This is a genomic window from Dokdonella aquatica (assembly GCF_051987395.1).
Lineage (GTDB): Bacteria > Pseudomonadota > Gammaproteobacteria > Xanthomonadales > Rhodanobacteraceae > Dokdonella.
This window is the reverse complement of record NZ_CP197094.1, coordinates 2,848,265-2,869,277: the sequence shown is the minus strand read 5'-3', so window position 1 is coordinate 2,869,277 and position 21,013 is coordinate 2,848,265. Positions and strand designations below refer to the sequence as shown.

Genomic DNA, 21,013 nt, shown 5'->3' with positions numbered 1-21,013 from the left:
CCGGTCCATGCTCGCGTAGGGTGGAACCCGCGTAGCGGATTCCACCGCAGGTAAAAAGCACGCCACGCTCCACGGCGAAGCCGATCCGCACGATGCGTCCCGTGGACGATGGACGCCGTTAGCGGCGCGCGATGACTCGCAACGTCGCCCCGGCGCAGGCCGGGGCCCAGCGCCTCCCGCGCGAAAGCAAGCGCGGTGACACCACACGCGACTGCGCAGCCCCCACGAAACTGAACGAACACCGAGGCGCACACCGCGTCCGTCGCCTCGCGCCGAAAAATTGAACCCGTGAGTATTGAAATATAACTGCCTAGGACATAATATCCCCGGCAGCCATGAAACCGACCCCCTTCCCCTCGTTCGCGTACCAGCTGCACGACGTGACGCGGCTGTTCCGCAAGCACTTCGATCGCCGCGCCGTGCAGTTCGGTCTGACGCGCGCGCAGTGGCGTGCGCTCAAGGCGCTGCGCCACCGTGAAGGCCTGAGCCAGGTCGAGCTCGCCGAATTCATCGACATGGAGCCGATCGCGGTCGGTCGCGTGCTCGACCGCCTCGTCCAGGCCGGCTTCGTCGAGCGTCGTGCCGATCCGGCCGATCGCCGCCGCTGGCGCCTGCACCTGACCCCGAAGGCCGATGCCGTCACCGACGACATGGAAGTGATCGCGACCGGCCTGCGCGGCGAGAGCCTCGCCGGCGTGGACGCCAGCGATTTCGCCGCGTTCCTGCGCGTGCTCGAGCAGGTCCGCGCGAACCTCGCCGCCCTCGACACCCCCGATTCCCACGACCACGAGCCCCGAGACGCGTCATGAACGACCGTACCCAGAACGACACCGCCCCCGCCGCGAAGCGTCGCGGCAACCGCCTGCTGTGGATCGCCGGACCGCTCGCGGTCGCGGTGGTCGCGGGCTGGTTCTACCTCCACTCGGGACGCTACGCGTCGACCGACAACGCCTATGTGCAGGCCGATCTCGTCACGATCGCGCCGCAGGTCGGCGGTCGTGTCGTCGAGGTCGCCGTGCGCGAGAACCAGGCCGTCAAGCAGGGCGATCTGCTGTTCCGCATCGATCCCGAACCGCTGCAGATCGCAGTCGACCAGATGGAGGCCCAGATCGCCGCGACCGGCGACTACCTCAACGCCTCGCGTGATTCGTACCGCTCTGCCGGCGCCGACCTGCGATCGTCGGACGCGACGCTGCGCACCAACGAGGCGCAGCTCGCGCGCATGAAGGAACTGCGCGCCAAGGGCCTCGTCGCGCAGAAGGCGCTCGACGACGCACTCAACGACGTCGACACCGCGCGCGGCAAGCGCGACGCGAATGCCGCCGCCCTCGCCAAGACCAAGACCATGCTCGGCGGCGCGGTCGACACGCCGCTCGCGAACCTGTCGGGCTACAAGGTCGCGACCGCGCAGCTCGCCAAGGCGCGCCTGGATCTCTCCCACTCGGAAGTGCGCGCGCCGATCGACGGCATCATCGGCAAGACGCACCTTCAGGCCGGCGATTACCTCAATGTCGGCCAGGCCGCGATGCCGCTGGTCGCGACGACGCTGTGGGTCGAGGCCAACTTCAAGGAGACCGATCTCACGAACGTGCGCGTGGGCCAGGCCGCGACGATCGAGGTCGACACGTTCCCGGGCCGCAAGTGGAAGGCCCACGTGAGTTCGATCAGCCCGGCCTCGGGCTCGCAGTTCTCGGTGCTGCCGGCGCAGAACGCGACCGGCAACTGGGTCAAGATCGTGCAGCGCATCCCGCTGCGCCTGAGCCTCGACGCCGCCGAGCAGGACGGCATGATCCTGCGCGCGGGCATGAGCGCCGACGTCGAGATCGACACCGGTGCCGAGCATTCCGCGATCGGGCGCTGGACGCGTCCCGCCACGACCGACGCGACGGTCGCCGCCGCGCACTGAACGACTGATCGCCCCTCCCGCGCGGCATCACGCTGCGCGGGATTCCCATCCTGCCCGCGCCACGACGCGCGGGCGCGGAGGACACCGTGAACGCCACCGTCGCCTCGCACCGCGAGGTTCCCAACCTGCCGCTGCTGGTCGTCTCGATCATGCTCGCGACGCTCATGCAGGTCATCGATTCGACGATCGCCAACGTCGCCCTGCCCGACATGCAGGGCTCGCTGTCGGCGACCCAGGACCAGGCCTCGTGGATCCTGACCTCCTACATCGTCGCCGCGGCGATCGCGACGCCGGCCACGGGTTGGCTCGCCTCGCGCTTCGGGCGCCGTCACCTGCTCGTGGTCTCGATCGCGGGCTTCACGATCGCCTCGATCCTCTGCGGCATCGCCACGAACATCGGCGAGATGGTCGTGTTCCGCGTGCTGCAAGGCCTGTTCGGCGCCGCGCTCGTGCCGATCTCGCAGTCCTCGCTGCTCGACGCGTTCCCGCCCGAGAAGCACGGCGGCGCGATGGCGCTGTGGGGCATGGGCGTCATGGTCGGCCCGATCGTCGGCCCGCCGCTCGGCGGCTGGCTGACCGACCACTACAGCTGGCACTGGGTGTTCCTGATCAACGTGCCGGTCGGCATCGTCGCGCTGCTCGGCGTGCTCGCGAGCGTGCCCGCCGACGACACGCGCGAGACACGCTTCGACTGGCGCGGCTTCCTGTTCCTCGCGGTCGGCATCGCCGCGCTGCAGCTCGCGCTCGACCGCGGCAACGAGAACGACTGGTTCCAGTCGATCGAGACCCAGGTCGAGGCCGCCCTCGCGTTCCTCGGCTTCTACCTCTACTGGGTGCACTGGCGCACGGGCGGCAAGCCGTTCGTCGACCTCTCGCTGCTGCGCGACCGCAACTTCGGCATCGCCACGCTGTTCATCTTCATCGTCGGCGTGCTGCTGTTCGCGACGATGGCGCTGATGCCGCCGTTCCTGCAGGGCCTCATGAACTATCCGGTCGTGACCACGGGCATCCTGCTCGCGCCGCGCGGCGTCGGCACGCTGATCGCGATGACGATGGTCGGACGCCTGCTCGCGCGCGGCGTCGATCCGCGCGCGCCGATGGCCACGGGCCTGCTGCTGATCGCGTTCTCGCTGTACCTGTCGGCGCAGTTCACGGCCGACATGCCGATGGCGCCGATCGTCTGGACCGGCATCGTGCAAGGCCTCGGCCTCGGCCTCGTGTTCGTGCCCGTGACGACGCTGGCCTACGCGACGCTGCCGGGATACGCGCGTACCGAAGCGGCTGGCATCTTCAGTCTCGCGCGCAACATCGGTTCGAGCGTGGGCATCTCGATCGTGTTCACGCTGGTCGCGCGCGGCACCCAGATCAACCATGCCGAGCTCGCGTCGCGCATCACGCCGTACTCGCCGGCCGTGCTGCCGCCCGCGCTGAGCCCGGATTCGGCGACCGGCCTGGCCATGCTGAACGCCGAAGTGACGCGCCAGGCCGCCGCGATCGCCTACCTCAATGACTTCTGGCTGATGATGTGGCTGACCCTCGCTGCGCTACCCTTGCTGTTGCTGTTCCGTGTGCCGCGTCGAGGGAGCGTGGCCGCGCCGGCGATGGCCGCGGTCGATCACTGAACGGGATGCCCCTCGACACCGCGTGTCGTAAGGCGGATGTCAGGTCCAGCGACTAGAATCGCGTGCCACGCGCAGGGCCGGTGACCACCACCGGCATCGTCCGGCTCCCGGCCGGGCCGCACTCCCTTCCACGCGGGAGCGCGCTGCACGCCCGCGCAGCAGGTCTCCCCGAGGCGCGGCGCGCCCTTCCTTCCAAGCCGCAAGCCCATGCCGAGACTGCCGAAAGCCTCCGTCCTCGTCCTCGCCAGCACCCTAGCCGTGCTCGCCGCGTGCTCGCGCGCCCCCGCACCCGCTGCGAACGCCGGTGAAACGCCCGCGATCGTCGTGACCACCGCGACCGTGAAACCGGCCCCCTGGGTCGACACGATCGAGGCGGTCGGCACGAGCATGGCGCGCGAATCGGTCACCCTGACCGCGAAGATCACCGAGACCGTGCGCAAGGTGAACTTCAGCGACGGCCAGAGCGTCGCCGCGGGCGACGTGCTCGTCGAACTCACCTCCGGCCAGCAGGTCGCCGGGCTCGCCGAGGCGCAGGCCACCTACCGCGACGCCGAGCGCCTGCTCGGCCGCAACCGCGACCTCGTCGCCCAGGGCACGGTCTCGAGGCAGGTGTTCGACACCGCCCAGGCGACCCACGATTCGAGCAAGGCACGCGTCGACCTGCTGCGCGCGCAGCTGTCCGATCGCGTCGTCACCGCGCCGTTCGCGGGCGTGCTCGGCCTGCGCCAGGTCAGCCAAGGCGCACTCGTCGCGCCCGGCACGGTGATCACGACGCTCGACGACATCTCGACGATCAAGGTCGACTTCGCGATGCCCGAGCGCTACCTCGCGATGGTCGCACCTAACCAGGCCATGACCGCGCGCAGCACGGCATTCCCGGGCCGCGAGTTCGCCGGGAAGATCGTTTCGCTCGACTCACGCGTCGACCCGGTCACGCGCGCCGTGCAGGTGCGCGCCGAGATCCCGAACGCCGACCACGCCCTGCGCGGCGGCATGCTGCTCATCGTCAACGTGCTGCGCCCCGAGCGCGAGGCGCTCGCGATACCCGAGATCGCGATCGTGCAGGTCGCCGCGAACGCGTTCGTGTTCCGCGTCAAGGCCGACGAGACCGTCGAGCGCGTCGCGGTGAAGGCCGGTGCACGCCGCCGCGGATCGGTCGAGGTCGTCGAAGGCCTCGCCGCAGGCGACCGCATCGTCATCGACGGCACCGTGAAACTGCGCGAAGGCGCCAGGATCGCCGAGGCCCCGCCGAAGGCGCCTGCCGCAGCGCCCGCCGCGCCGCAGGAGTAGGAGCACGCCGATGAACCTCTCCGACATCTCGATCAAGCGCCCGGTTTTCGCCGCGGTCGTCAGCCTGCTGCTGATCGTGCTCGGCGTCATGTCGTTCACGCGCCTGACCCTGCGCGAACTGCCCGCGATCGATCCGCCGATCGTGTCGGTCGACGTGAACTACCCGGGCGCGTCGGCCGCCGTGGTCGAGACGCGCGTGACCCAGATCCTCGAGGATGCGCTCGCCGGCATCGAGGGCGTCGACCTCATCGAGTCGCGCAGCCAGAACGGCCGCGCCAGCGTGTCGATGGAGTTCAACCTGTCGCGCGACATCGAGGCCGCGGCGAACGACGTGCGCGACGCGGTCAGCCGCGTGCAGGACCGCATGCCCGAAGAGGCCGACCCCGCGCAGGTCGCCAAGGTCGAGAGTGACGCCGACGTCATCATCTGGTTCAACATGCGCTCCGACCGGCTCGACGCGCTCGAGCTGACCGATTACGCCGAGCGCTACGTGGTCGACCGCATGTCCGCGCTCGACGGCGTCGCACGCGTGCAGATGGGCGGCAACCAGCGCTATGCGATGCGCATCTGGCTCGACCGCGAGGCGCTCGCCGCACGCGGCCTCGCGGTGTCCGATGTCGAGACCGCGTTGCGCAACGAGAACGTCGAACTGCCCGCCGGGCGCATCGAATCCGACACGCGCGACTTCACGCTGCGCGTGCAGCGCAGCTACCAGACACCCGAGGATTTCACCCGCCTCGCGATCGCCAAGGGCAGCGACGGCTACGTGATCCGCCTCGGCGACGTCGCGCGCGTCGAACGCGCCGCCGAGGAGCGCCGCTCCTACCTGCGCAGCAACGGCCAGCCCAATCTCGGCCTCGGCCTCGTCAAGACCTCGACCGCGAACAGCCTCGACGTCGCGCGCGCCGGCCGCGAGGAGATCGAGCGCATCCGTGCCTCGCTGCCCGAAGGCACCGACATCTTCGTCGCCTACGACACGACGCTGTTCATCGAAGCCGCAGTCGAACGCGTCTACGCGACGCTGATCGAGGCCAGCGTGCTCGTCGTCATCGTGATCCTGCTGTTCCTCGGCAGCCTGCGCTCGGCGCTGATCCCCGCCGTGACGGTACCGGTGTGCCTGATCGCCGCGTTCATCGCGCTGTACGCGTTCGGCTACACGATCAACTTGCTCACCCTGCTCGCGCTCGTGCTGTGCATCGGGCTCGTCGTCGACGACGCGATCGTCGTACTCGAGAACATCCAGCGCCGCGCCGACCTCGGCGAACCGACGCTCGTCGCGGCCAAGCGCGGCACCCAACAGGTCGCGTTCGCGGTCATCGCGACCACCGCCGTGCTCGTCGCGGTGTTCCTGCCGGTCGGTTTCATGGAGGGCAACACGGGCCGCCTGTTCCGCGAACTCTCGGTCACGCTCGCGGGCGCGGTCGCGCTGTCGGCGTTCGTCGCGCTGACGCTGACGCCGATGATGGCCTCCAAGCTCGTGCGCCCGCACACCGAACCCAAGGGCTTCAACGCCTTCGTGAACCGCCGCCTCGACGCCCTCACGAACCGCTACCGCCGCCAGGTCGAACGCACGAGCGGCAAGCCGATCGTGTTCGGCGTGCTCATGCTGCTCGCGTTCGGCGCGAGTGCGCTGCTGCTGCGCGTCGTGCCGACCGAACTCGCGCCGACCGAGGATCGCGGCGTGTTCCAGATCTCGGTGACCGGCCCCGAAGGCGCCGGCTTCGACTACACCGTCGGCCAGATCCACGAGGTCGAGCAGAAGCTGCTCGGACTGATCGGCGACAAGGGCCCGATCGAGCGCGTCAACACCCGCGTGCCCGGCAACTGGGGCGCCGGCGAGGAGATGCACAGCGCCCAGGCGACCGTGTTCCTCAAGGACTGGGGCGATCGCAAGGAGTCGACCACCGACGTCGCCAACCAGCTGCGCCAGGACCTTCTCGACCTGCCCGGCGTGCGTGCACTGCCGTCGGTGCGCACCGGCCTCGTGCGCAGCGGCGGCCAGCCGTTGCGCGTCGTGCTCGGCGGTCCCGACTACACCGAGCTCGCCGAGTGGCGCGACCGCATGCTCGTGCGCATGGAGCAGAACCCGAAGCTGTTCGCGGTCGATTCCGACTACAAGGAGACGCGCCCGCAGCTGCGCGTCGAGATCGACCATGCACGCGCGTCGGACCTCGGCGTGTCCGCACAGGAGATCGGCCGCACGCTCGAGACGATGATGGGCTCGCGCCGCGTCACCACCTACGTGCAGGACGGCGAGGAGTACGAGGTCATGCTGCAGGCGCAGCGCGACGGCCGCGCCTCGCCGGCCGACCTCGACAACCTCTACGTGCGCTCGCAGCGCAGCGGCCAGCTGATCCCGCTGTCCAATCTCGTCACGCTCGGCGAAGTCGCCGAACCGGGCCAGCTCAACCGCTTCAACCGCCTGCGCGCGATCACGCTCTCGGCCGGCCTCGCGCCGGGCTACTCGCTCGGCGAGGCGCTCACCTGGATGGAGCAGACCGCCGCCGAGGAACTGCCCGGCACCGCGCAGATCGACTACAAGGGCGATTCGCGCGAGTACAAGAAGGCCGGTGGCGCGGTGCTGCTGACGTTCGCGATGGCGTTGCTGATCGTCTACCTCGTGCTCGCCGCGCAGTTCGAGAGCTTCATCCACCCGCTCGTGATCATGCTGACCGTGCCGTTGGCCGTGCTCGGCGCGCTGATCGGCCTGTGGCTGACCGGCGGCACGCTCAACCTGTTCAGCCAGATCGGCATCGTCATGCTGATCGGCCTCGCCGCGAAGAACGGCATCCTCATCGTCGAGTTCGCCAACCAGTTGCGTGACGAGGGTCGCAGCATCGCCGAGGCGATCGCGGAAGCCTCGGCCGTGCGCCTGCGCCCGATCCTCATGACCTCGGTCGCGACGATCGCGGGCGCGATCCCGCTGGTGGTCGCCGGCGGCCCGGGATCCGCAAGCCGTGCGACGATCGGCGTTGTGGTGATCTTCGGCGTGGCATTCTCGACCCTGCTTTCGCTGTACGTCGTGCCGTCGTTCTACGCCCTGCTCGCACCGTTCACGCGTTCGCCGGAAGCCCTCGCGCGCAAGCTCGAGGAACTCGAAGCCAGCACCCCAGCCGTGGGAGGACATGCATGACGACGATCACCGGCGACGGCTTCACGCTGCGCCCCTGGCGCGCCGAAGACGCCGAAGCGCTCGCGCGCCACGCCAACGACGAAGCGGTCTCGCGCGCGCTGTCGGACCGGTTCCCGTTCCCGTACACGCGTGCCGACGCCGAAGCCTTCGTTGTCGGCCCGGTCGCACGCGAGGGTTTCGCGTTCGCGATCGAGGTCGACGGCGAAGCCGTCGGCGGCATCGGCCAGACCCCCGGCGACAACGAGTACCGCATCCGCTCGCAGATCGGCTACTGGCTCGGCCGCTCGCTGTGGGGCCGCGGCCTCATGAGCCGCATCGTGCCGGTGTTCTGCGACCACCTGCTCGAACATTCCGCCTACGAGCGCCTGCAGGCCTTCGTGCTGAGCGGCAACATGGCCTCGGCACGCGTGCTCGAGAAGTCGGGCTTCGTGCTCGAGGGCGTGCATCGCCGCGCGCTCATCAAGCGCGACGAGATCCACGACATCGCGATGTACGCCCGCCTGCGCGACAAGCCGCCGTTCGTCGAGCCCGATCCGGAAGACGATGATGAGTGACCGCCCCACCCGCCCCGGCAAGCCGCCCGGCGCCTCGCCGTGGAAGACGCCGTCGTCGCCACGCCCAAACGACGACACGCGGCGCGAACGCGCGCCCGCGGACGACGTCGACGACGTGTTCTCGCGGCCGCCGCGCCAGGAGAGGGATGGGCCGTGGAAGACCTCCGCGCCGGCGCGTACCCGCGAGGAAGATCGTCCGACGCGTCCCGAGTCGGCTGCCCCCGTCGCCGCACACGACGCCGCACAGGATCGGCCCCACCCGGCCGACACGCCGCGCCGGAAGACGCCGGCCCCGGTGACGCCCCGCGACGACGCACGTCCGTTCCGCCCCGCGCCTTCACGCGATGGCGCACGACCGCAGCGCTTCACGCCTCCGCGTGATGACGCCCGCCCGGCACGCCCCATGTCGTCACGCGATGACGCCCGCCCGACGCGCCCCGTGTCGTCGCGCGACGACGCACGACCTGCGCGCTCCTCGCCTCCGCGGGAAGACACACGTCCTTCGCGTTCCACTTACTCGCGGGACGACACGCGTGCGCAACGCCCGGCGCCTCCACGCGACGAATCGACCCACGCGTCCGCCGACGCGCCGACGCGCCCGCCGCGTCCCGGCAACGAGCAGCGCCTGTACGGCGTCAACGCCTGCCTCGCCGCGTTCGCGAAACGTCCGCGGGACGTGCGCAAGGTCTACCTCGTCGAGAGCCGCATCCCGGCCTTCAAGGCCGTGCTCGCATGGTGCGTGCAGCAGCGCCTCGGCTACCGCGTCGTCGAAGCCGGCGACCTCGACAAGCTCACCGCGTCACGCCACCACGAAGGCGTGTGCTTCGACATCGTGCGCCGTGCGCCGCTCGCGCTGACGGAGCTGCTCGCGACGCAGGCCGGGAATGCCTCGTCGCTGCTGGTCTGGCTCGACGGCGTCGGCAACCCGCACAACCTCGGCGCGCTGCTGCGCAGCGCCGCGCATTTCGGCGTCGCCGGCGTGATCGTGCCGGCCTCGTCATCGCTCGACCTCTCGGGCGCCGCGGCGCGCGTCGCCGAAGGCGGCGCCGAAGCCGTCTCGCTCGCGCGCATCGAGGCCACCCACGACGCACTCGACGCCTTGCGCGAGGCCGATTACACGATCGCCGCGACCGTGCCGCGCGACGGCACCGCGCTCTACCACGCCGAGCTGCCGTCCCGACTCGTGCTCGTGTTCGGCGCCGAAGGCGAAGGCATGGACGAAGCCCTCGCCGCCGCGGCCGACCTGCGCCTGACGATCCCGGGCAGCGGCACGGTCGAGAGCCTCAACATCGCCGCGAGCGCGGCGATCGCGTTCGGCGAACACTGGCGCCGCCACGCGCGCGGTTGAGCCGCGCTTCGCCGCCCGGACGACCGTCGGCACGGCTCCATGGCGGAATCCGCTGCGCGGGTTCCGCCCTACGACAGCGCCACGCGTAGGGCGGAACCACCGCAGGTGATTCCGCCGTGCCTTGTGAAAGCACCGCCCTCTCGCGCGTGCTGCCGCCCTCTTCGACCCACGCGCCTCAATGCGCGCCAGCCTTCGACAGCAGGTTCAGCACCGCCACGCCCGCGACGATGAGCGTGATGCCGAGGATGGCCCAGGCGTCGAGGGCCTGGCCGTGCACGATCCACGCGATCGCCGCGACGAGCACGATGCCGACGCCGGACCACACCGCGTAGGCGATGCCGACCGGGATCGTGCGCAGCGCGAGCGAAAGGAAGTAGAACGCGACGCCGTAGCCGGCGACCACGACGACCGACGGCACGAGGCGCGTGAAGCCCTCGCTGGCCTTGAGCGCCGAGGTCGCGATCACCTCGGCGGCGATCGCGATCGCGAGGAAGGCGCCGTTGCCCATCGGTGTCAGTGCGCGCCGAGCTCTTTGGCGAACGCGCCGGGCTTCGAGCCGAAGTCGCCTTCCGCTTCCGCGGCAAGGTACAGCGCGACCGCGTAGACGGCGACGTTCTGGCGCAGCTGCTCGGGATCGACCTTGTCGAGCGTGTCGTTGGCCGTGTGGTGCCATTCGAAATAGCGCGACGTGTCCTGGTGCAGCGAGAGACCGGCCATGCCGACCGCGTGGACCGCCGAGAGGTCCGAGCCGCCGCTGCCCGGCGCGGCCGCGTCGTAGGCGACGCCGAGCGGTTCGAGCGCCTTCGCGATCGCGTCGATCGCACCGCGCGCGGACGGCTTCACGGTCGCCGTGAGCTTGACGATGCGGTCGGCGCCGGCGTCGGATTCGGCACCGAGGATCGTGTGCGCGATGTCCTTGCGATGCGTCTCGGCGTAGGCCTTGCCGCCGAACAGGCCGGCCTCCTCGTTCGCGAACGCGACGACACGGATGCTGCGCTTCGGGCGATTCGGCAGCTGGCCGACGAGGTGGGCGGCCGCCGTCGTGATCGCGACGCCCGAAGCATCGTCGATCGCGCCGGTACCGAGATCCCACGAATCGAGGTGGCCACCGGTCAACACGTAGTCCTTGCCCTTGCCGCGGCCCGTGATCTCGGCGATCACATTCGCGCCCGTGTACGTGCCCTCGGTGCCGCAGTCGAGCGCGAGGCGCACGCTGACCGGCTTGCCGCGCCTGAACGCAGCCTCGAGCAGGTCGGCATCGGGATTCGACAGCGCGGCAGCCGGGATCGCCTGCACGCCCTCGGCGAACGTGGTGACGCCCGTATGCGGCGTGCGGTTGTTGTCCGAACCGACCGAGCGCAGCAGGAACGCGGCGGCACCCTTCTGCGAGGCGAGCGACGGTCCGCGCGTGCGCACGCGCGAACCCTTGCCGTAGTCCTCACCCGTGACCAGCGCGCGCATGCGCGGGTTTGCGACGTAGACGATGCGTCCCTTCAGGGTCGCCGCATCGGCGGCTTCGAGCGCCTCGAGCGACTCGAAGCGCACGACCTCGGCGGTCAATCCGCCTGCCGGCGTGCCGGCCGAGTTGCCGAGCGCGGTCACGTACAGCGGCTGCGCGAACGGCGCGACGAGCGCGGCGCTCTCGCTGCGGCGCACCCACTTCGGGTATGTCACGGGCTCGGTCCAGACCTTGTCGAAGCCGAGCGCCTTGAACTTCGCGACCATCCATTCCACCGATGCCGCATCGGCCGGGCTGCCGGCGAGTCGCGGACCGATCTCGGTCGTGAGGCCTTCGGTGATGTCCCATGCCAGCGTGTCGGCGAGGCCGCGTTCGCGCAGCTGCACGGCGGTCTCGAGTGCGGTGGCGGGAATCGTCGTCGGCTTGTCCGCGGCGAAGGCGGTGGTGGCGAACAATGCGAACGCGAGCGGCAGCAGGCGCATGGACGGATTCCCGTGGAAGAGGCCATCGATCATGCCAGAGCCCTTGCCGCGCTTGCCGTGGCGATCGTCATGCTCCGGCCGTCCAGCCTTCCGTGCGATACGGTCGCGTGCAGCACGCTGCGCTGCTGGATTCCGGTCACCGCGGCGACACGCTACGCTGGCCGCCCTTCCGCGATGCCCCGACGATGACGCCCAAGCGCCTGCGCCGCCTCATGAACCTGTGGCCGCCGTTCCTGTTCACGGGCATCCGTGTGCTCGAGGTCGGCGACGACTGGCGCAGCGCGCGCGTCGCACTGCGGCGGCGCTGGTACAACCTCAACTACGTCGGCGTGCACTTCGGCGGCAGCCTGTTCGCGATGACCGATCCGTTCTGGATGATCCTCGTCAAGGAATGCCTCGGCCGCGAGTACATGGTCTGGGACAAGGCCGCCGAGATCGAGTTCGTCGCACCGGGACGCGCCGACGTGTTCGCCTGGTTCCGCGTCGACGACATGCTGCTCGACGAGCTGCGTGCCGGCGCCGCGGACGGCACCAAGGTGTTGCGCTGGCTGCCGGTCGACGTGGTCACCGCCGAAGGCGAGGTGGTCGCGCGCGTGCGCAAGCAGCTCTACGTGCGTCGCAAGCGCGACGAGACCTGATCCGCGTGGTGCGTCACGAACGCAGGTGGCGCGCCTGGCGCGGCGGTGTCGCGCCGGCCACGCGTGCGCGCGGCGACGGTGCACGCGGCGCATCGGGCGGCTCGAACTCGAAGCGCGTGCGCCCGCCGGTCGCGCGGTAATCCTCGACCAGCACCGCGCCGGCCTCGCCCGCATCGAGCCCGCGCACCTCGACGAGGAACGCGTGCAGCAGGCCGACGAGGCGTTCGCGTGCAAGTGCGTGCGCCTGGCCCGTGCGCGCGTGCAGCCAGTCCGACAGCGCGAGGAAGTTCGCGAACGGCGCGTCGCCGAGCAGGACGGGCAGGGTGCGCGTGTAGCGTCCGGAATTGGCGACGATGTCCCAGTAGCGCGAGAAGCGCACGAGGCGCTGCATGGTCGTGAAGTCGATCGCGTCGCTGGCGAGGATCGTGTACGGCGGATCGGGGCTGAAGCGCAACCCGAACGTCTCGGTGTGACGCGCGATCGGCGCACCACGCAGGCGCTTGAGGATCCCGAACTGGATCTCGTGCGGCGCGAGTGCGACGAGCTTGTCGAAGCCTGCGGCAAAGCTGTCGACGCCCTCTCCGGGCAGACCCGCGATGAGGTCGACGTGCAGGTGCGCGCGCGTGTTCGCACGCAGCCAGGCGAGATTCGCCTGCGCGACCTCGTTCTTCTGGCGCCGCGACACGCGCGCCTGCACGGCAGGATCGAAGGTCTGGATGCCGATCTCGAACTGCAGTGCGCCGTCGGGGAAGCGTGCGATCGCCTCCTTGAGGCGCTCGGGCAGATGGTCCGGGATCAGCTCGAAGTGCACGAACACGGGATCGTCGGGCGCGGCCTCGAGCTTGCCGAGGAAGAAGCCGAGGATCGCGAGCGAGGTGTCGACCTTGAGGTTGAACGTGCGGTCGACGAACTTGAAGCGCCGCGCACCGCGCGCGTACAGGCTTTCGAGGTCGGCGAGGAACGCGTCGAGCGGAAACGCCCAGGCGGTCTTGTCGAGCGCGGACAGGCAGAACTCGCAGGTGAACGGGCAACCACGCGAGGCCTCGACGTAGAGGTGCCGCTGGCGCACGTCCTCGTCGGTGTACTCGGCGTACGGCGACGCGATCGCCGCGAGCGGCGGTTGCACGCCGGCGATGATCTTCGCCTCCGGACGCGTGCCGGCCATGAGCTCGGCGACGAGTTTCGCGAAACTCACGTCGCCCCAGCCCGTGACGACGTAATCGGCGAGTGCGCAGATGCGCTGCTCGGCGGTCTCGTGGCTGACCTCGGGGCCGCCGAGCACGACGACCACCTCGGGCGCGACCACCTTGAGCTGCGCGACGAGCCGCGTCGTCTCCTCGACGTTCCAGATGTAGACCGCGAGGCCGACGATGCGCGGCGAGCCTTCGAGCAGCTTCTCGAGGATCTCCTCGGTCTTCTGGCCGATCACGAACTCGCGGATCGCGCTCGCCTCGCGCCACGCGCCGAGGTTGGCGCGCAGGTAGCGCAGGCCGAGCGCGGCGTGCGCGTAGCGGGCATTGAGCGTGGCGAGGACGATGTCGGGCATGTGGCGATTATCGCCCGCGCGTGCGTCCAGCGCTCGCGGGCACGGCACGGGCATCGGCCCGCACCGTGCCCTCGTGCATCAGTCGATGTCGAACGACTGCAGGCTGACCGGAAGACCCGAACCCGTCACGGCCATGATGATGTGCGACGGGCCGAAGCCGACTGCGGCGAGGTCGGTGATCTCGGTGTCACCGCAGTCTTCGGCGAACGCGTAGGTCGGCGCGCTCTGGCCGGCACTGTTGAAGCCCGGCATGAGGACGTCGCCGGCCGCGGTGCCGTCGGCCGTGTGGATCTCGACGACCAGGTGGGTGGCGGCCGCATCGGCGATCGAGCCGCTGATCGGCACCGACAGCGCCGCGAGCGACTGGTCGGACACCTGAGCGGTCGCGGTGCCGATCTGCGTCAGGTTCGCGAGCGTCAGCGGCGCCGCGGCCGGAATCGTGTAGAGGCGGACCTGCAGCGGCTGCGAGCCGCCCGACGCCGAGTCGGCCGCTTCGATCGCGATGTCGACGTTGGTCACGCTCGCCGCGCCGCTCGCACCGAGGGCGGCGAGGTTGAAACGGCGATAGAAGCTGTTCTCGGTCGTGAAACCATCCGGGTCGGCGCATGCGGCACCCGTATCGGCGACGGCCGCGAGGCTCGTGTTCTGCGTGATCGTCGTGCCGCCACGCTCGGGCAGCGACTGGCCGACCGTGCCGGCAGGCACGGCGGAGCGCGCGGCGCCTCGCTTGAACGTGGTTTCCGCCTGCGCGGTGGCGCAGAACGCGAGCAACAGCGAGGCAACGAGCAACGTCTTCTTCATCATGGAGATCCTGCAATGGGGAAGGCCCGCGACGACGGAGCGTGGCGAGCGGTGTTTCAGCGGCGAAGCCGCAGCGGAGGCGGGAATCCCGAAAGGTCGGGCCGCGTCGCCGAGCATGCCGCACGCGACGAAGGATGGGAACCCTCGTTCGTCACGCGCGTGAGCACGCTCACGCTCTCGCGGCGGATCCCGCGACCGCGGCGGTCGCACGCGTGATCGTCGCGACCGCCTCGCGGCACATCTGCGCGGCCGGCAACGTGGCGTCGACGCGCAGCGTGCCGTCGGGTGGAGGATCGCGTCGCGCCTGCACCTCGGTGACGAGGTCCGGCGTGCGGTCGCGCGCGAGGTGGCTCGCGATGCGCAGGTCACGCGCGACGCGGTCGCGCGCGATGTCGACGGGACAGTCGACCAGCAGCGGGATCGTGACGATGCGGTGCGCGGCGGCGATCTCGGCAATGCGCTCGAGTTCGTCGCGGCGCGAGAACGTCATGCCGTCGATGACGCTGCCGACGCGCAGCATGCAGTTGATCTCGAGTGCGAGCTGCAGGCTGCGGTAGGCCGCGCGCTTCTCGAGGAAACTGTAGTCGCAGCGCGAGAACATCGCCGCGCGGATCGCATCGCGGCAGACGCGGCGCAGGCCGAGCTGATCCTCGATCGCGCGCGCGACGAGGCTCTTGCCGGCTCCCGGCAACCCCATCACGGCGACGACGATCGGCGGCAGCACCTGGGCCTCCGGCGCACGCGGCGCGGGGATGGCGGGGTCGTGGAGCGGCTCGTGGGCATCGGTCATCGCGTGTCCTGCACCGGCACCACGCCCGGCGACGGCACCTTGCCACGAGGCGGCGCCACCGCGCCAGCGACGGCGTCGCAACCACGGCCTGGGGTCACGACCCGGGGTCCACGACCCGGGGTCAGGTTCATTTTTCCGGAAGGGTTCCGATCCTCGACACGGCACTACGGAAAAATGAACCTGACCCCGGTGCGGAAAAATGAACCTGACCCCGGGTGCGCAGCCCCCTTCTGCTGCGTCATCCCGGCCTGACCAGCCATTCGGCTGTTGAAAGCCGCCGGGATGACGGCGGGAAAGGAGGGCGATTCGATCGCCTGGTCGACGCCGATCAGGGCGCCTTCGCGTCCCTGGCCTTTTCGGCAGGTGCCGCAGGCGGGGTCGTGCCGAGCCAGCGGCCGAGCCAGTCCTGCACTTCCTTGTAGAAGAAGCGGCTGTTCTCGCCGTTGAGCACCCAGTGGTTCTCCTCGGGGAACACGACGAGGCGGCTCTCGACCTTCTGGCGCTGCAGCGCGGCCCAGTACTCGAGGCCGTTGTTGATCGGCACGCGGTAGTCCTTCTCGCCGAACGTCACGAGCACGGGCGTGCGGAAGTTCGCGGCAAGGCGGATCGGGTTCTGCTCGCGCCACACGGCGCCCTGCTCCCAGACCGGACCGCCGTTGGCGACCTCGCGGCTGTAGGACACGTCGCTCGTGCCCCACTGCGACTCGAGGTTGACGAGGCCGGCATGGCTGACGAGGCAGCGGTAGCGCGTCGTCGTGCCCTGCAGCCAGTTGGCGAGATGGCCACCGTAGCTCGCGCCGCCTGCGCACTGGCGCGTGGCATCGATGAACGCGTAGCGCTTGATCGCCTCGTCGGCAGCCTGGTTGATGTCGTCGGCCGGACCCTTGAGCGGATCGCCCTGGATGGCCTGCGCGAACGTTTCGCCGAAGCCGGTCGAGCCGACGTAATTGGTCAGCAGCACGACGTGGCCTTGGGCGGCGAGCAGGTGGTAGTTCCAGCGCAGCACCCACTGGTCGCGCCACTGCGTGTGCGGACCGCCGTGCATGACCACGAACAGCGGGTACTTCTTCGACGGATCGAATGCCGGCGGGCGCAGCATCATGTTGTGGATGCGCTGGCCGCGATCGTTGTCGAACCAGAACGTCTCCAGCGGCGCGAGGTCGAGCTGGGCGGCCTTCGCGGTCGTGAACGTGGTCAGGCGGCGATGCGGCTTGCCGGCGGCGTCGAGGCGCACGACTTCGGGCGGCTCGGTCGCACTCTCGTAGCTCGCGACGAGCACCGGCGCGCGCGTGCCGCCGATGCTCAGGCCCGTGTAGACGCCGTGCTTCGGCGCGGCGACGAGCTTGGCCAGGCCGCCGTTCGCGGGTGCCGCGTAGAGCTTCTCCTGACCCGCGTCCTCGGCGGTCAGGTAGACCGTGCGGCCATCCGGCGAGACGTCGAAACCGGCGACATCACGGTCGTCGGGCAGCGTGATGCGGCCGCGCTCGCGCAGCGACGGCCAGTCGAACGCGACGATGCGGCTCGCGTTGTAGACGCGGTCGCCGTCGCGCGGCGTGATCGTCGCGAACAAGGTCTTGCCGTCGGCGCTGAAGCGCGGACTGCCGTACGAATCGCCCGCATCCGCCGATTCGGCACCGGTCAGGCGACGCGGTTCGCCGCCCGCGAGCGGCACCTGCCACAGGTCGGCGTTCGTGAACGACCACGCCGCACGGTCGCGGTTGCGGCTGGCCACGAACACGACCGACTGGCCGTCCGGCGACCACACAGAGCCACCTTCGCCGAGCGAGTAACCGGGCAGCTTGACGAGCGCACTGCCCGCGAGCAGGTCGCGTGCCTCGCCCTGCCCGACCGCCTGCACGAACAGGCGGCCCTGCTTGTCGTCGAGCCACTTGTCCCAGTAGCGGATCGGGAAGCCCGTGTAGACGCGCGCCTTGTACTTGCGCTCCTCCTCTTCCTTGGCGAGGCGCTCGTTGTCGGCGTCGGTGCGGCTGTCGGGGAACACGCGGCTCGAGAACAGCAGCTGGCGTCCGTCCGGCGAGAACTGCGGCGCGCCGGCACCGGTGGAGAGCTTCGTCACACGCTGGGCTTCACCGCCCGAGGCGAGGTCGAGCACGTAGAGCTGTGCCTGCTTGTCGTCGCCGCGCTTGGCCGCGAACGCGATCCGGCGGCTGTCCGGGCTCCACGACGGACCGCTCTCACCGCCCTTGTCGGCGGTGATGCGGCGCGCGCCGGTGCTGCCGTCGGTCGGCACGATCCACAGGTCGCTGACCGACTCGTCCTTCTTGTACGAAGGCTCGGTGACCGGGAACACCGCGAGGCGGCCGTCGGGACTCGTCGTCGGCGTACCGACACGCGGCATCTGCCAGAGGTCTTCGTGCGTGATCGTCCTGACCGTCTGCGCATGCGCACTCGCCGCGCCGACGCAGGCCAGTGCCACCAGCCATCGCTTCATGGGTTCGCTCCCCGGATTGATCGAACGACCGGTGATACGCGAGCGGGCCGGGGCGATCAAGTGACAGGAGGCATGCCCGCGCGACGCCGCGTCACGGCGATGCGGCGCTCGAGGCTCGCCCGTGTGGAGGCCTCACGTGTCGCGTCCGCGGCGGCGAGATCGAGCTCGCGGCGCGCCTCGGCGGGCTCGCGACGCAGCAGGTGGGCTTGCGCGCGCACGAGCCGGATCTCGGCCTGCATGCCGGGCCGCTGCGCGGCCTCGACGACCGGCTGTGCCTGCGCGAGCAGCGCATCGGCCTCGTCGAGACCGGCGGCATCGCCCACCGCGACGAGCGCACGCGCGAGCATCACGCGTTCCTGCGCGGTGTCGAAATGGTCGTCGCCGTAGAGTTTCGACAGGAACGCGATACCCTCGCGGTGCAGCGGCACGGCATCGGCGAAACGCCCCTGCTCGTAGCGCAGGCGCGCGATCACGCCTGCCGCGAACGTGCGTTCGTAGGAGTCCGGACCCGCGATGCGCGCGATCGCGGCGAGCGACTCCGCGCCGAGCCGCTCGGCGTCGTCGAGACGCCCTGCCGAGGTCATGGCATCGACCATGAGCAACGTCGCGAGCCAGGTGTGCGAACTCTCGCCGGTGGTCGCGCGGAACGTCGCGACGCAGCCGCGCAGATGATCGATCGCGAGCGGGAAACGGCCCTGCGAGATCGCGAGCTGCGCGCGCGCCTGCTGCAGCTGCGCGAGCTCGGGCGTGGGCGCATCGCCGAGCAGCGTGGCCGCTTCGGCGAACGGTGCCTCGGCCTCGTCGAAACGACCGAGCCGGCGCAGCTGTTCGCCGCGCCGCATGAGCATGCTGCCGATGATCGGATGGCCGGCCGGCAGCTGCGCACGCGCGATGCGCAGCGCCGCGTCGACGTGAACGAGCGATTCGTCGAAGCGGCGCTGGAAGCGCAGCAGGTCACCCAGCTGGGTGTGGAACTGGATCGTGCGCACATGGTCCGCGCCGAGCCGTGCCTCGACGATCGCGAGCGCCTTGCGCAGCGTCGCCACGCCATCGTCGTAGCGCGACATCATGCCCTCGGCGACACCGAGCAGGTACAGGCGCGAGGCGACCTCGACATGCTGCTCGCCGAGTGTCGCGATGCTTACGTCGAGCGCGTGCCGGATCGATGCGAGCGCATCGTCGTAGCGGCCTTGCACGAGATCGATGCGCGCGAGCGCCATCGCGGCCGCGAGCGTCTTCGGATGGTCGGGGCCACGTGTCGCGCGAAGATCCTCCAGCGCATCGCGCAGCAACGGCTCCGCGGCCTTGCCGTCGCCGGCGGCAAGCACGGCCATCGCATAGGCGGCGTGCGCCTCGGCGGTCGCTGCGGTGTGGTCCCCTTCGAGCGACTTCTGCAGCGTCCATGCCCGCTCGAGCGTCGCGACGGCCGCCTCACGCTCGCCGAGGCTGGACTGGATCTCGCCGAGGTCGCGCAACAGTTCGGCCCGCAGCGCGGGATCGCCGGCCAGCGTGTCGTCGACCTGTGCGATGCCGTCGCGGATCAGCTCGGGCGGCGTGCGTGCGAGCACCCTGGCACGGCTCGCCGGATCCTGTTCGCGGAACAGCGTCAGCACGAACTCCTTGACGCGTTCGGCACGCGCGAGCTGCTGACGCGCGAGGTCGCGGTCGGCATCGGCGCGCATCGCCGCCTCGTGCGCGACACCGGCCTGCCACAGCGCGACACCGAGGCCGGCGACCAGTGCGAGCACGATCGCGACGGCCGCGGCGACACCGACGCGGTGGCGCCGCACGAAGCGGCCCATGCGGTAGCGCGCCCCGTCACCGCGCACGGCGATCGGGAGGCCATCGAGCCAGCGCCGCAGATCGTCGGCGAACGCCGCGACGGTCGCGTAGCGGCGGGCAGGCTCGCGTCGCATCGCGACCGCCGTGACCAGATCGAGGTCACCCGCGATCTCGCGCGAAGCCCGCGTGCGATCGTTCACGGCGTAGATCGTCGTCGCCGTGTCGCGCGCGACCACCGCGCTCGGCTTCTCGACCGACTCGTCGTCGAGCGTCGCCGCGAGCACGTGGGGATCACGCGACGCGCGCCGGTGCGGCAGGCGTCCGGTCAGCAGCTCGTACAGCAGCACACCGAGGGCGTAGACGTCGGTGGCGGTTCCGACCGGCTCGCCGAGGATCTGCTCGGGTGCGGCATAGGCCGGCGACAGCACGCGCACGCCGGTCTCGGTCAAGGTGTCCGCACTGCTGTCTTCGAGCAGTTTGGCGATACCGAAGTCGAGCAGGTGCGGCTCGCCGTCGGCATCGACGAGCACGTTCGAGGGCTTGATGTCGCGATGCACGACGAGCTGCGCGTGCGCGTAACCGACCGCCTCGGCGATCGCCACGACGAGCTCGACGCGCGCACGCACGTCGAGGCCGAGCCGCGAGGCGTGCGCGGTCACGGGCTCGCCGGCGACGTGCTCCATGACGTAGTACGGCCGACCGTCCGTGCTCATGCCGCCGTCGAGCAGGCGCACGATGCGCGGGTGCTGCAGCCGCGCGAGGATCGCGCGTTCCTGCAGGAAGCGGCGCAGGATCGCCTGCGTGTCCATGCCGCGCTTGAGCAGCTTGATCGCGACGTCGTGATCGAATGCGCCGTCGGCACGCACGGCACGCCAGACCTCGCCCATGCCGCCGCTGCCGAGCGGTGCGACGAGCCGATAGCGCCCGATGTCGGCGCCGGCACGCGTCTCCCAAGCCGGGGCGGACCCGGCACCGCCAGGCGCATCGACAGGCCTTTCGAGCAGGCCTTGCGTCGCCGCGTCCGCGACCAGCATCGCCTCGACCTTCGCCGCGAGCGCGGCGTCTCGCCCGCGCAGCGACTCGAGCCGGCTCGCGCGCTCGTCTGCATCGAGCTCGCTGAGCTCGTCGAAGAGGTCGGCGAGTTCGCTCCAGCGTCCGGGATCGGCAGGTGTCATCGCGCGCTCGTGTCGACGTGGCGGAAACAAGGGTG

Annotated in this window: 15 protein-coding genes; 8 read left to right on the top strand and 7 right to left on the bottom strand. The window is 70.4% G+C overall.

What is annotated here, in order from left to right:
* Nucleotides 1–335 precede the first annotated feature (335 nt).
* The 7 genes from ACQQ2N_RS12845 to ACQQ2N_RS12815 all read left to right on the top strand — a co-directional run bounded on the left by ACQQ2N_RS12845 (nucleotide 336) and on the right by ACQQ2N_RS12815 (nucleotide 9,853).
* Nucleotides 336–809 (top strand): MarR family winged helix-turn-helix transcriptional regulator, encoded by a 474-nt coding sequence (locus ACQQ2N_RS12845; RefSeq protein WP_440221972.1) that lies wholly within the window; start codon nucleotides 336–338, stop codon nucleotides 807–809.
* The gene (locus ACQQ2N_RS12840; protein ID WP_440221971.1) at nucleotides 806–1,906 is read left to right on the top strand and encodes an HlyD family secretion protein; all 1,101 of its coding nucleotides are present in this window, start codon (nucleotides 806–808) and stop codon (nucleotides 1,904–1,906) included. The genes ACQQ2N_RS12845 and ACQQ2N_RS12840 overlap by 4 nt, the downstream gene beginning before the upstream one ends.
* 86 nt (nucleotides 1,907–1,992) lie before the next feature.
* Nucleotides 1,993–3,528: a DHA2 family efflux MFS transporter permease subunit gene (locus tag ACQQ2N_RS12835; protein WP_440221970.1), complete on the top strand. Its 1,536-nt coding sequence runs from the start codon at nucleotides 1,993–1,995 to the stop codon at nucleotides 3,526–3,528.
* A 207-nt stretch (nucleotides 3,529–3,735) separates the two neighbouring features.
* The gene (locus tag ACQQ2N_RS12830; protein WP_440221969.1) at nucleotides 3,736–4,818 is read left to right on the top strand and encodes an efflux RND transporter periplasmic adaptor subunit; all 1,083 of its coding nucleotides are present in this window, start codon (nucleotides 3,736–3,738) and stop codon (nucleotides 4,816–4,818) included.
* Between the two features lie 10 nt (nucleotides 4,819–4,828).
* Nucleotides 4,829–7,951, top strand: coding sequence for an efflux RND transporter permease subunit (locus ACQQ2N_RS12825; RefSeq protein WP_440221968.1), 3,123 nt, complete (start codon nucleotides 4,829–4,831; stop codon nucleotides 7,949–7,951).
* Nucleotides 7,948–8,505 carry a GNAT family N-acetyltransferase gene (locus ACQQ2N_RS12820; protein WP_440221967.1) on the top strand — a complete coding sequence of 186 codons (558 nt, stop codon included), beginning with the start codon at nucleotides 7,948–7,950 and terminating at the stop codon, nucleotides 8,503–8,505. Before ACQQ2N_RS12825 ends, ACQQ2N_RS12820 begins: the two co-directional genes overlap by 4 nt.
* A 403-nt stretch (nucleotides 8,506–8,908) precedes the next feature.
* A complete protein-coding gene (locus tag ACQQ2N_RS12815; protein WP_440221966.1) occupies nucleotides 8,909–9,853 on the top strand; it encodes a TrmH family RNA methyltransferase in 945 nt (314 codons plus the stop codon).
* A gap of 175 nt (nucleotides 9,854–10,028) precedes the next feature.
* Here the strand turns inward: ACQQ2N_RS12815 and ACQQ2N_RS12810 are convergent, their stop codons facing one another.
* Entirely contained in the window at nucleotides 10,029–10,361 is a 333-nt protein-coding gene (locus ACQQ2N_RS12810) for a DMT family transporter (RefSeq protein WP_440221965.1), read from the bottom strand.
* 5 nt (nucleotides 10,362–10,366) lie between these two features.
* On the bottom strand, nucleotides 10,367–11,794 hold the full coding sequence (locus ACQQ2N_RS12805; protein WP_440221964.1) for a M20/M25/M40 family metallo-hydrolase: 1,428 nt from the start codon (nucleotides 11,792–11,794) through the stop codon (nucleotides 10,367–10,369).
* Between the two features lie 185 nt (nucleotides 11,795–11,979).
* On the opposite strand from ACQQ2N_RS12805, the gene ACQQ2N_RS12800 reads away from it, so the two are divergent.
* Nucleotides 11,980–12,432, top strand: coding sequence for a DUF4442 domain-containing protein (locus ACQQ2N_RS12800; protein ID WP_440221963.1), 453 nt, complete (start codon nucleotides 11,980–11,982; stop codon nucleotides 12,430–12,432).
* A 13-nt stretch (nucleotides 12,433–12,445) separates the two neighbouring features.
* Here the strand turns inward: ACQQ2N_RS12800 and ACQQ2N_RS12795 are convergent, their stop codons facing one another.
* The 5 genes from ACQQ2N_RS12795 to ACQQ2N_RS12775 all read right to left on the bottom strand — a co-directional run bounded on the left by ACQQ2N_RS12795 (nucleotide 12,446) and on the right by ACQQ2N_RS12775 (nucleotide 20,978).
* A complete protein-coding gene (locus ACQQ2N_RS12795) occupies nucleotides 12,446–13,978 on the bottom strand; it encodes a DUF4080 domain-containing protein (RefSeq protein ID WP_440221962.1) in 1,533 nt (510 codons plus the stop codon).
* Between the two features lie 78 nt (nucleotides 13,979–14,056).
* Entirely contained in the window at nucleotides 14,057–14,779 is a 723-nt protein-coding gene (locus tag ACQQ2N_RS12790) for a hypothetical protein (protein ID WP_440221961.1), read from the bottom strand.
* A 169-nt stretch (nucleotides 14,780–14,948) separates the two neighbouring features.
* A complete protein-coding gene (locus tag ACQQ2N_RS12785; protein ID WP_440221960.1) occupies nucleotides 14,949–15,569 on the bottom strand; it encodes an AAA family ATPase in 621 nt (206 codons plus the stop codon).
* Between the two features lie 328 nt (nucleotides 15,570–15,897).
* Nucleotides 15,898–18,021 carry a S9 family peptidase gene (locus tag ACQQ2N_RS12780; RefSeq protein ID WP_440221959.1) on the bottom strand — a complete coding sequence of 708 codons (2,124 nt, stop codon included), beginning with the start codon at nucleotides 18,019–18,021 and terminating at the stop codon, nucleotides 15,898–15,900.
* Nucleotides 18,022–18,077: 56 nt separating this feature from the next.
* The gene (locus tag ACQQ2N_RS12775) at nucleotides 18,078–20,978 is read right to left on the bottom strand and encodes a protein kinase domain-containing protein (RefSeq protein ID WP_440221958.1); all 2,901 of its coding nucleotides are present in this window, start codon (nucleotides 20,976–20,978) and stop codon (nucleotides 18,078–18,080) included.
* Nucleotides 20,979–21,013: the final 35 nt, after the last annotated feature.

What these genes read in the sequence shown, in the direction of transcription:
- ACQQ2N_RS12845 (WP_440221972.1), top strand. Translation starts at nt 336, where the DNA reads ATGAAACCGACCCCCTTCCCCTCGTTCGCGTACCAGCTGCACGACGTG.
- ACQQ2N_RS12840 (WP_440221971.1), top strand. Translation starts at nt 806, where the DNA reads ATGAACGACCGTACCCAGAACGACACCGCCCCCGCCGCGAAGCGTCGC.
- ACQQ2N_RS12830 (WP_440221969.1), top strand. Translation starts at nt 3,736, where the DNA reads ATGCCGAGACTGCCGAAAGCCTCCGTCCTCGTCCTCGCCAGCACCCTA.
- ACQQ2N_RS12825 (WP_440221968.1), top strand. Translation starts at nt 4,829, where the DNA reads ATGAACCTCTCCGACATCTCGATCAAGCGCCCGGTTTTCGCCGCGGTC.
- ACQQ2N_RS12820 (WP_440221967.1), top strand. Translation starts at nt 7,948, where the DNA reads ATGACGACGATCACCGGCGACGGCTTCACGCTGCGCCCCTGGCGCGCC.
- ACQQ2N_RS12815 (WP_440221966.1), top strand. Translation starts at nt 8,909, where the DNA reads ATGTCGTCACGCGATGACGCCCGCCCGACGCGCCCCGTGTCGTCGCGC.
- ACQQ2N_RS12810 (WP_440221965.1), bottom strand. Translation starts at nt 10,361, where the DNA reads ATGGGCAACGGCGCCTTCCTCGCGATCGCGATCGCCGCCGAGGTGATC.
- ACQQ2N_RS12805 (WP_440221964.1), bottom strand. Translation starts at nt 11,794, where the DNA reads ATGCGCCTGCTGCCGCTCGCGTTCGCATTGTTCGCCACCACCGCCTTC.
- ACQQ2N_RS12800 (WP_440221963.1), top strand. Translation starts at nt 11,980, where the DNA reads ATGACGCCCAAGCGCCTGCGCCGCCTCATGAACCTGTGGCCGCCGTTC.
- ACQQ2N_RS12795 (WP_440221962.1), bottom strand. Translation starts at nt 13,978, where the DNA reads ATGCCCGACATCGTCCTCGCCACGCTCAATGCCCGCTACGCGCACGCC.
- ACQQ2N_RS12790 (WP_440221961.1), bottom strand. Translation starts at nt 14,779, where the DNA reads ATGAAGAAGACGTTGCTCGTTGCCTCGCTGTTGCTCGCGTTCTGCGCC.
- ACQQ2N_RS12785 (WP_440221960.1), bottom strand. Translation starts at nt 15,569, where the DNA reads ATGACCGATGCCCACGAGCCGCTCCACGACCCCGCCATCCCCGCGCCG.
- ACQQ2N_RS12780 (WP_440221959.1), bottom strand. Translation starts at nt 18,021, where the DNA reads ATGAAGCGATGGCTGGTGGCACTGGCCTGCGTCGGCGCGGCGAGTGCG.
- ACQQ2N_RS12775 (WP_440221958.1), bottom strand. Translation starts at nt 20,978, where the DNA reads ATGACACCTGCCGATCCCGGACGCTGGAGCGAACTCGCCGACCTCTTC.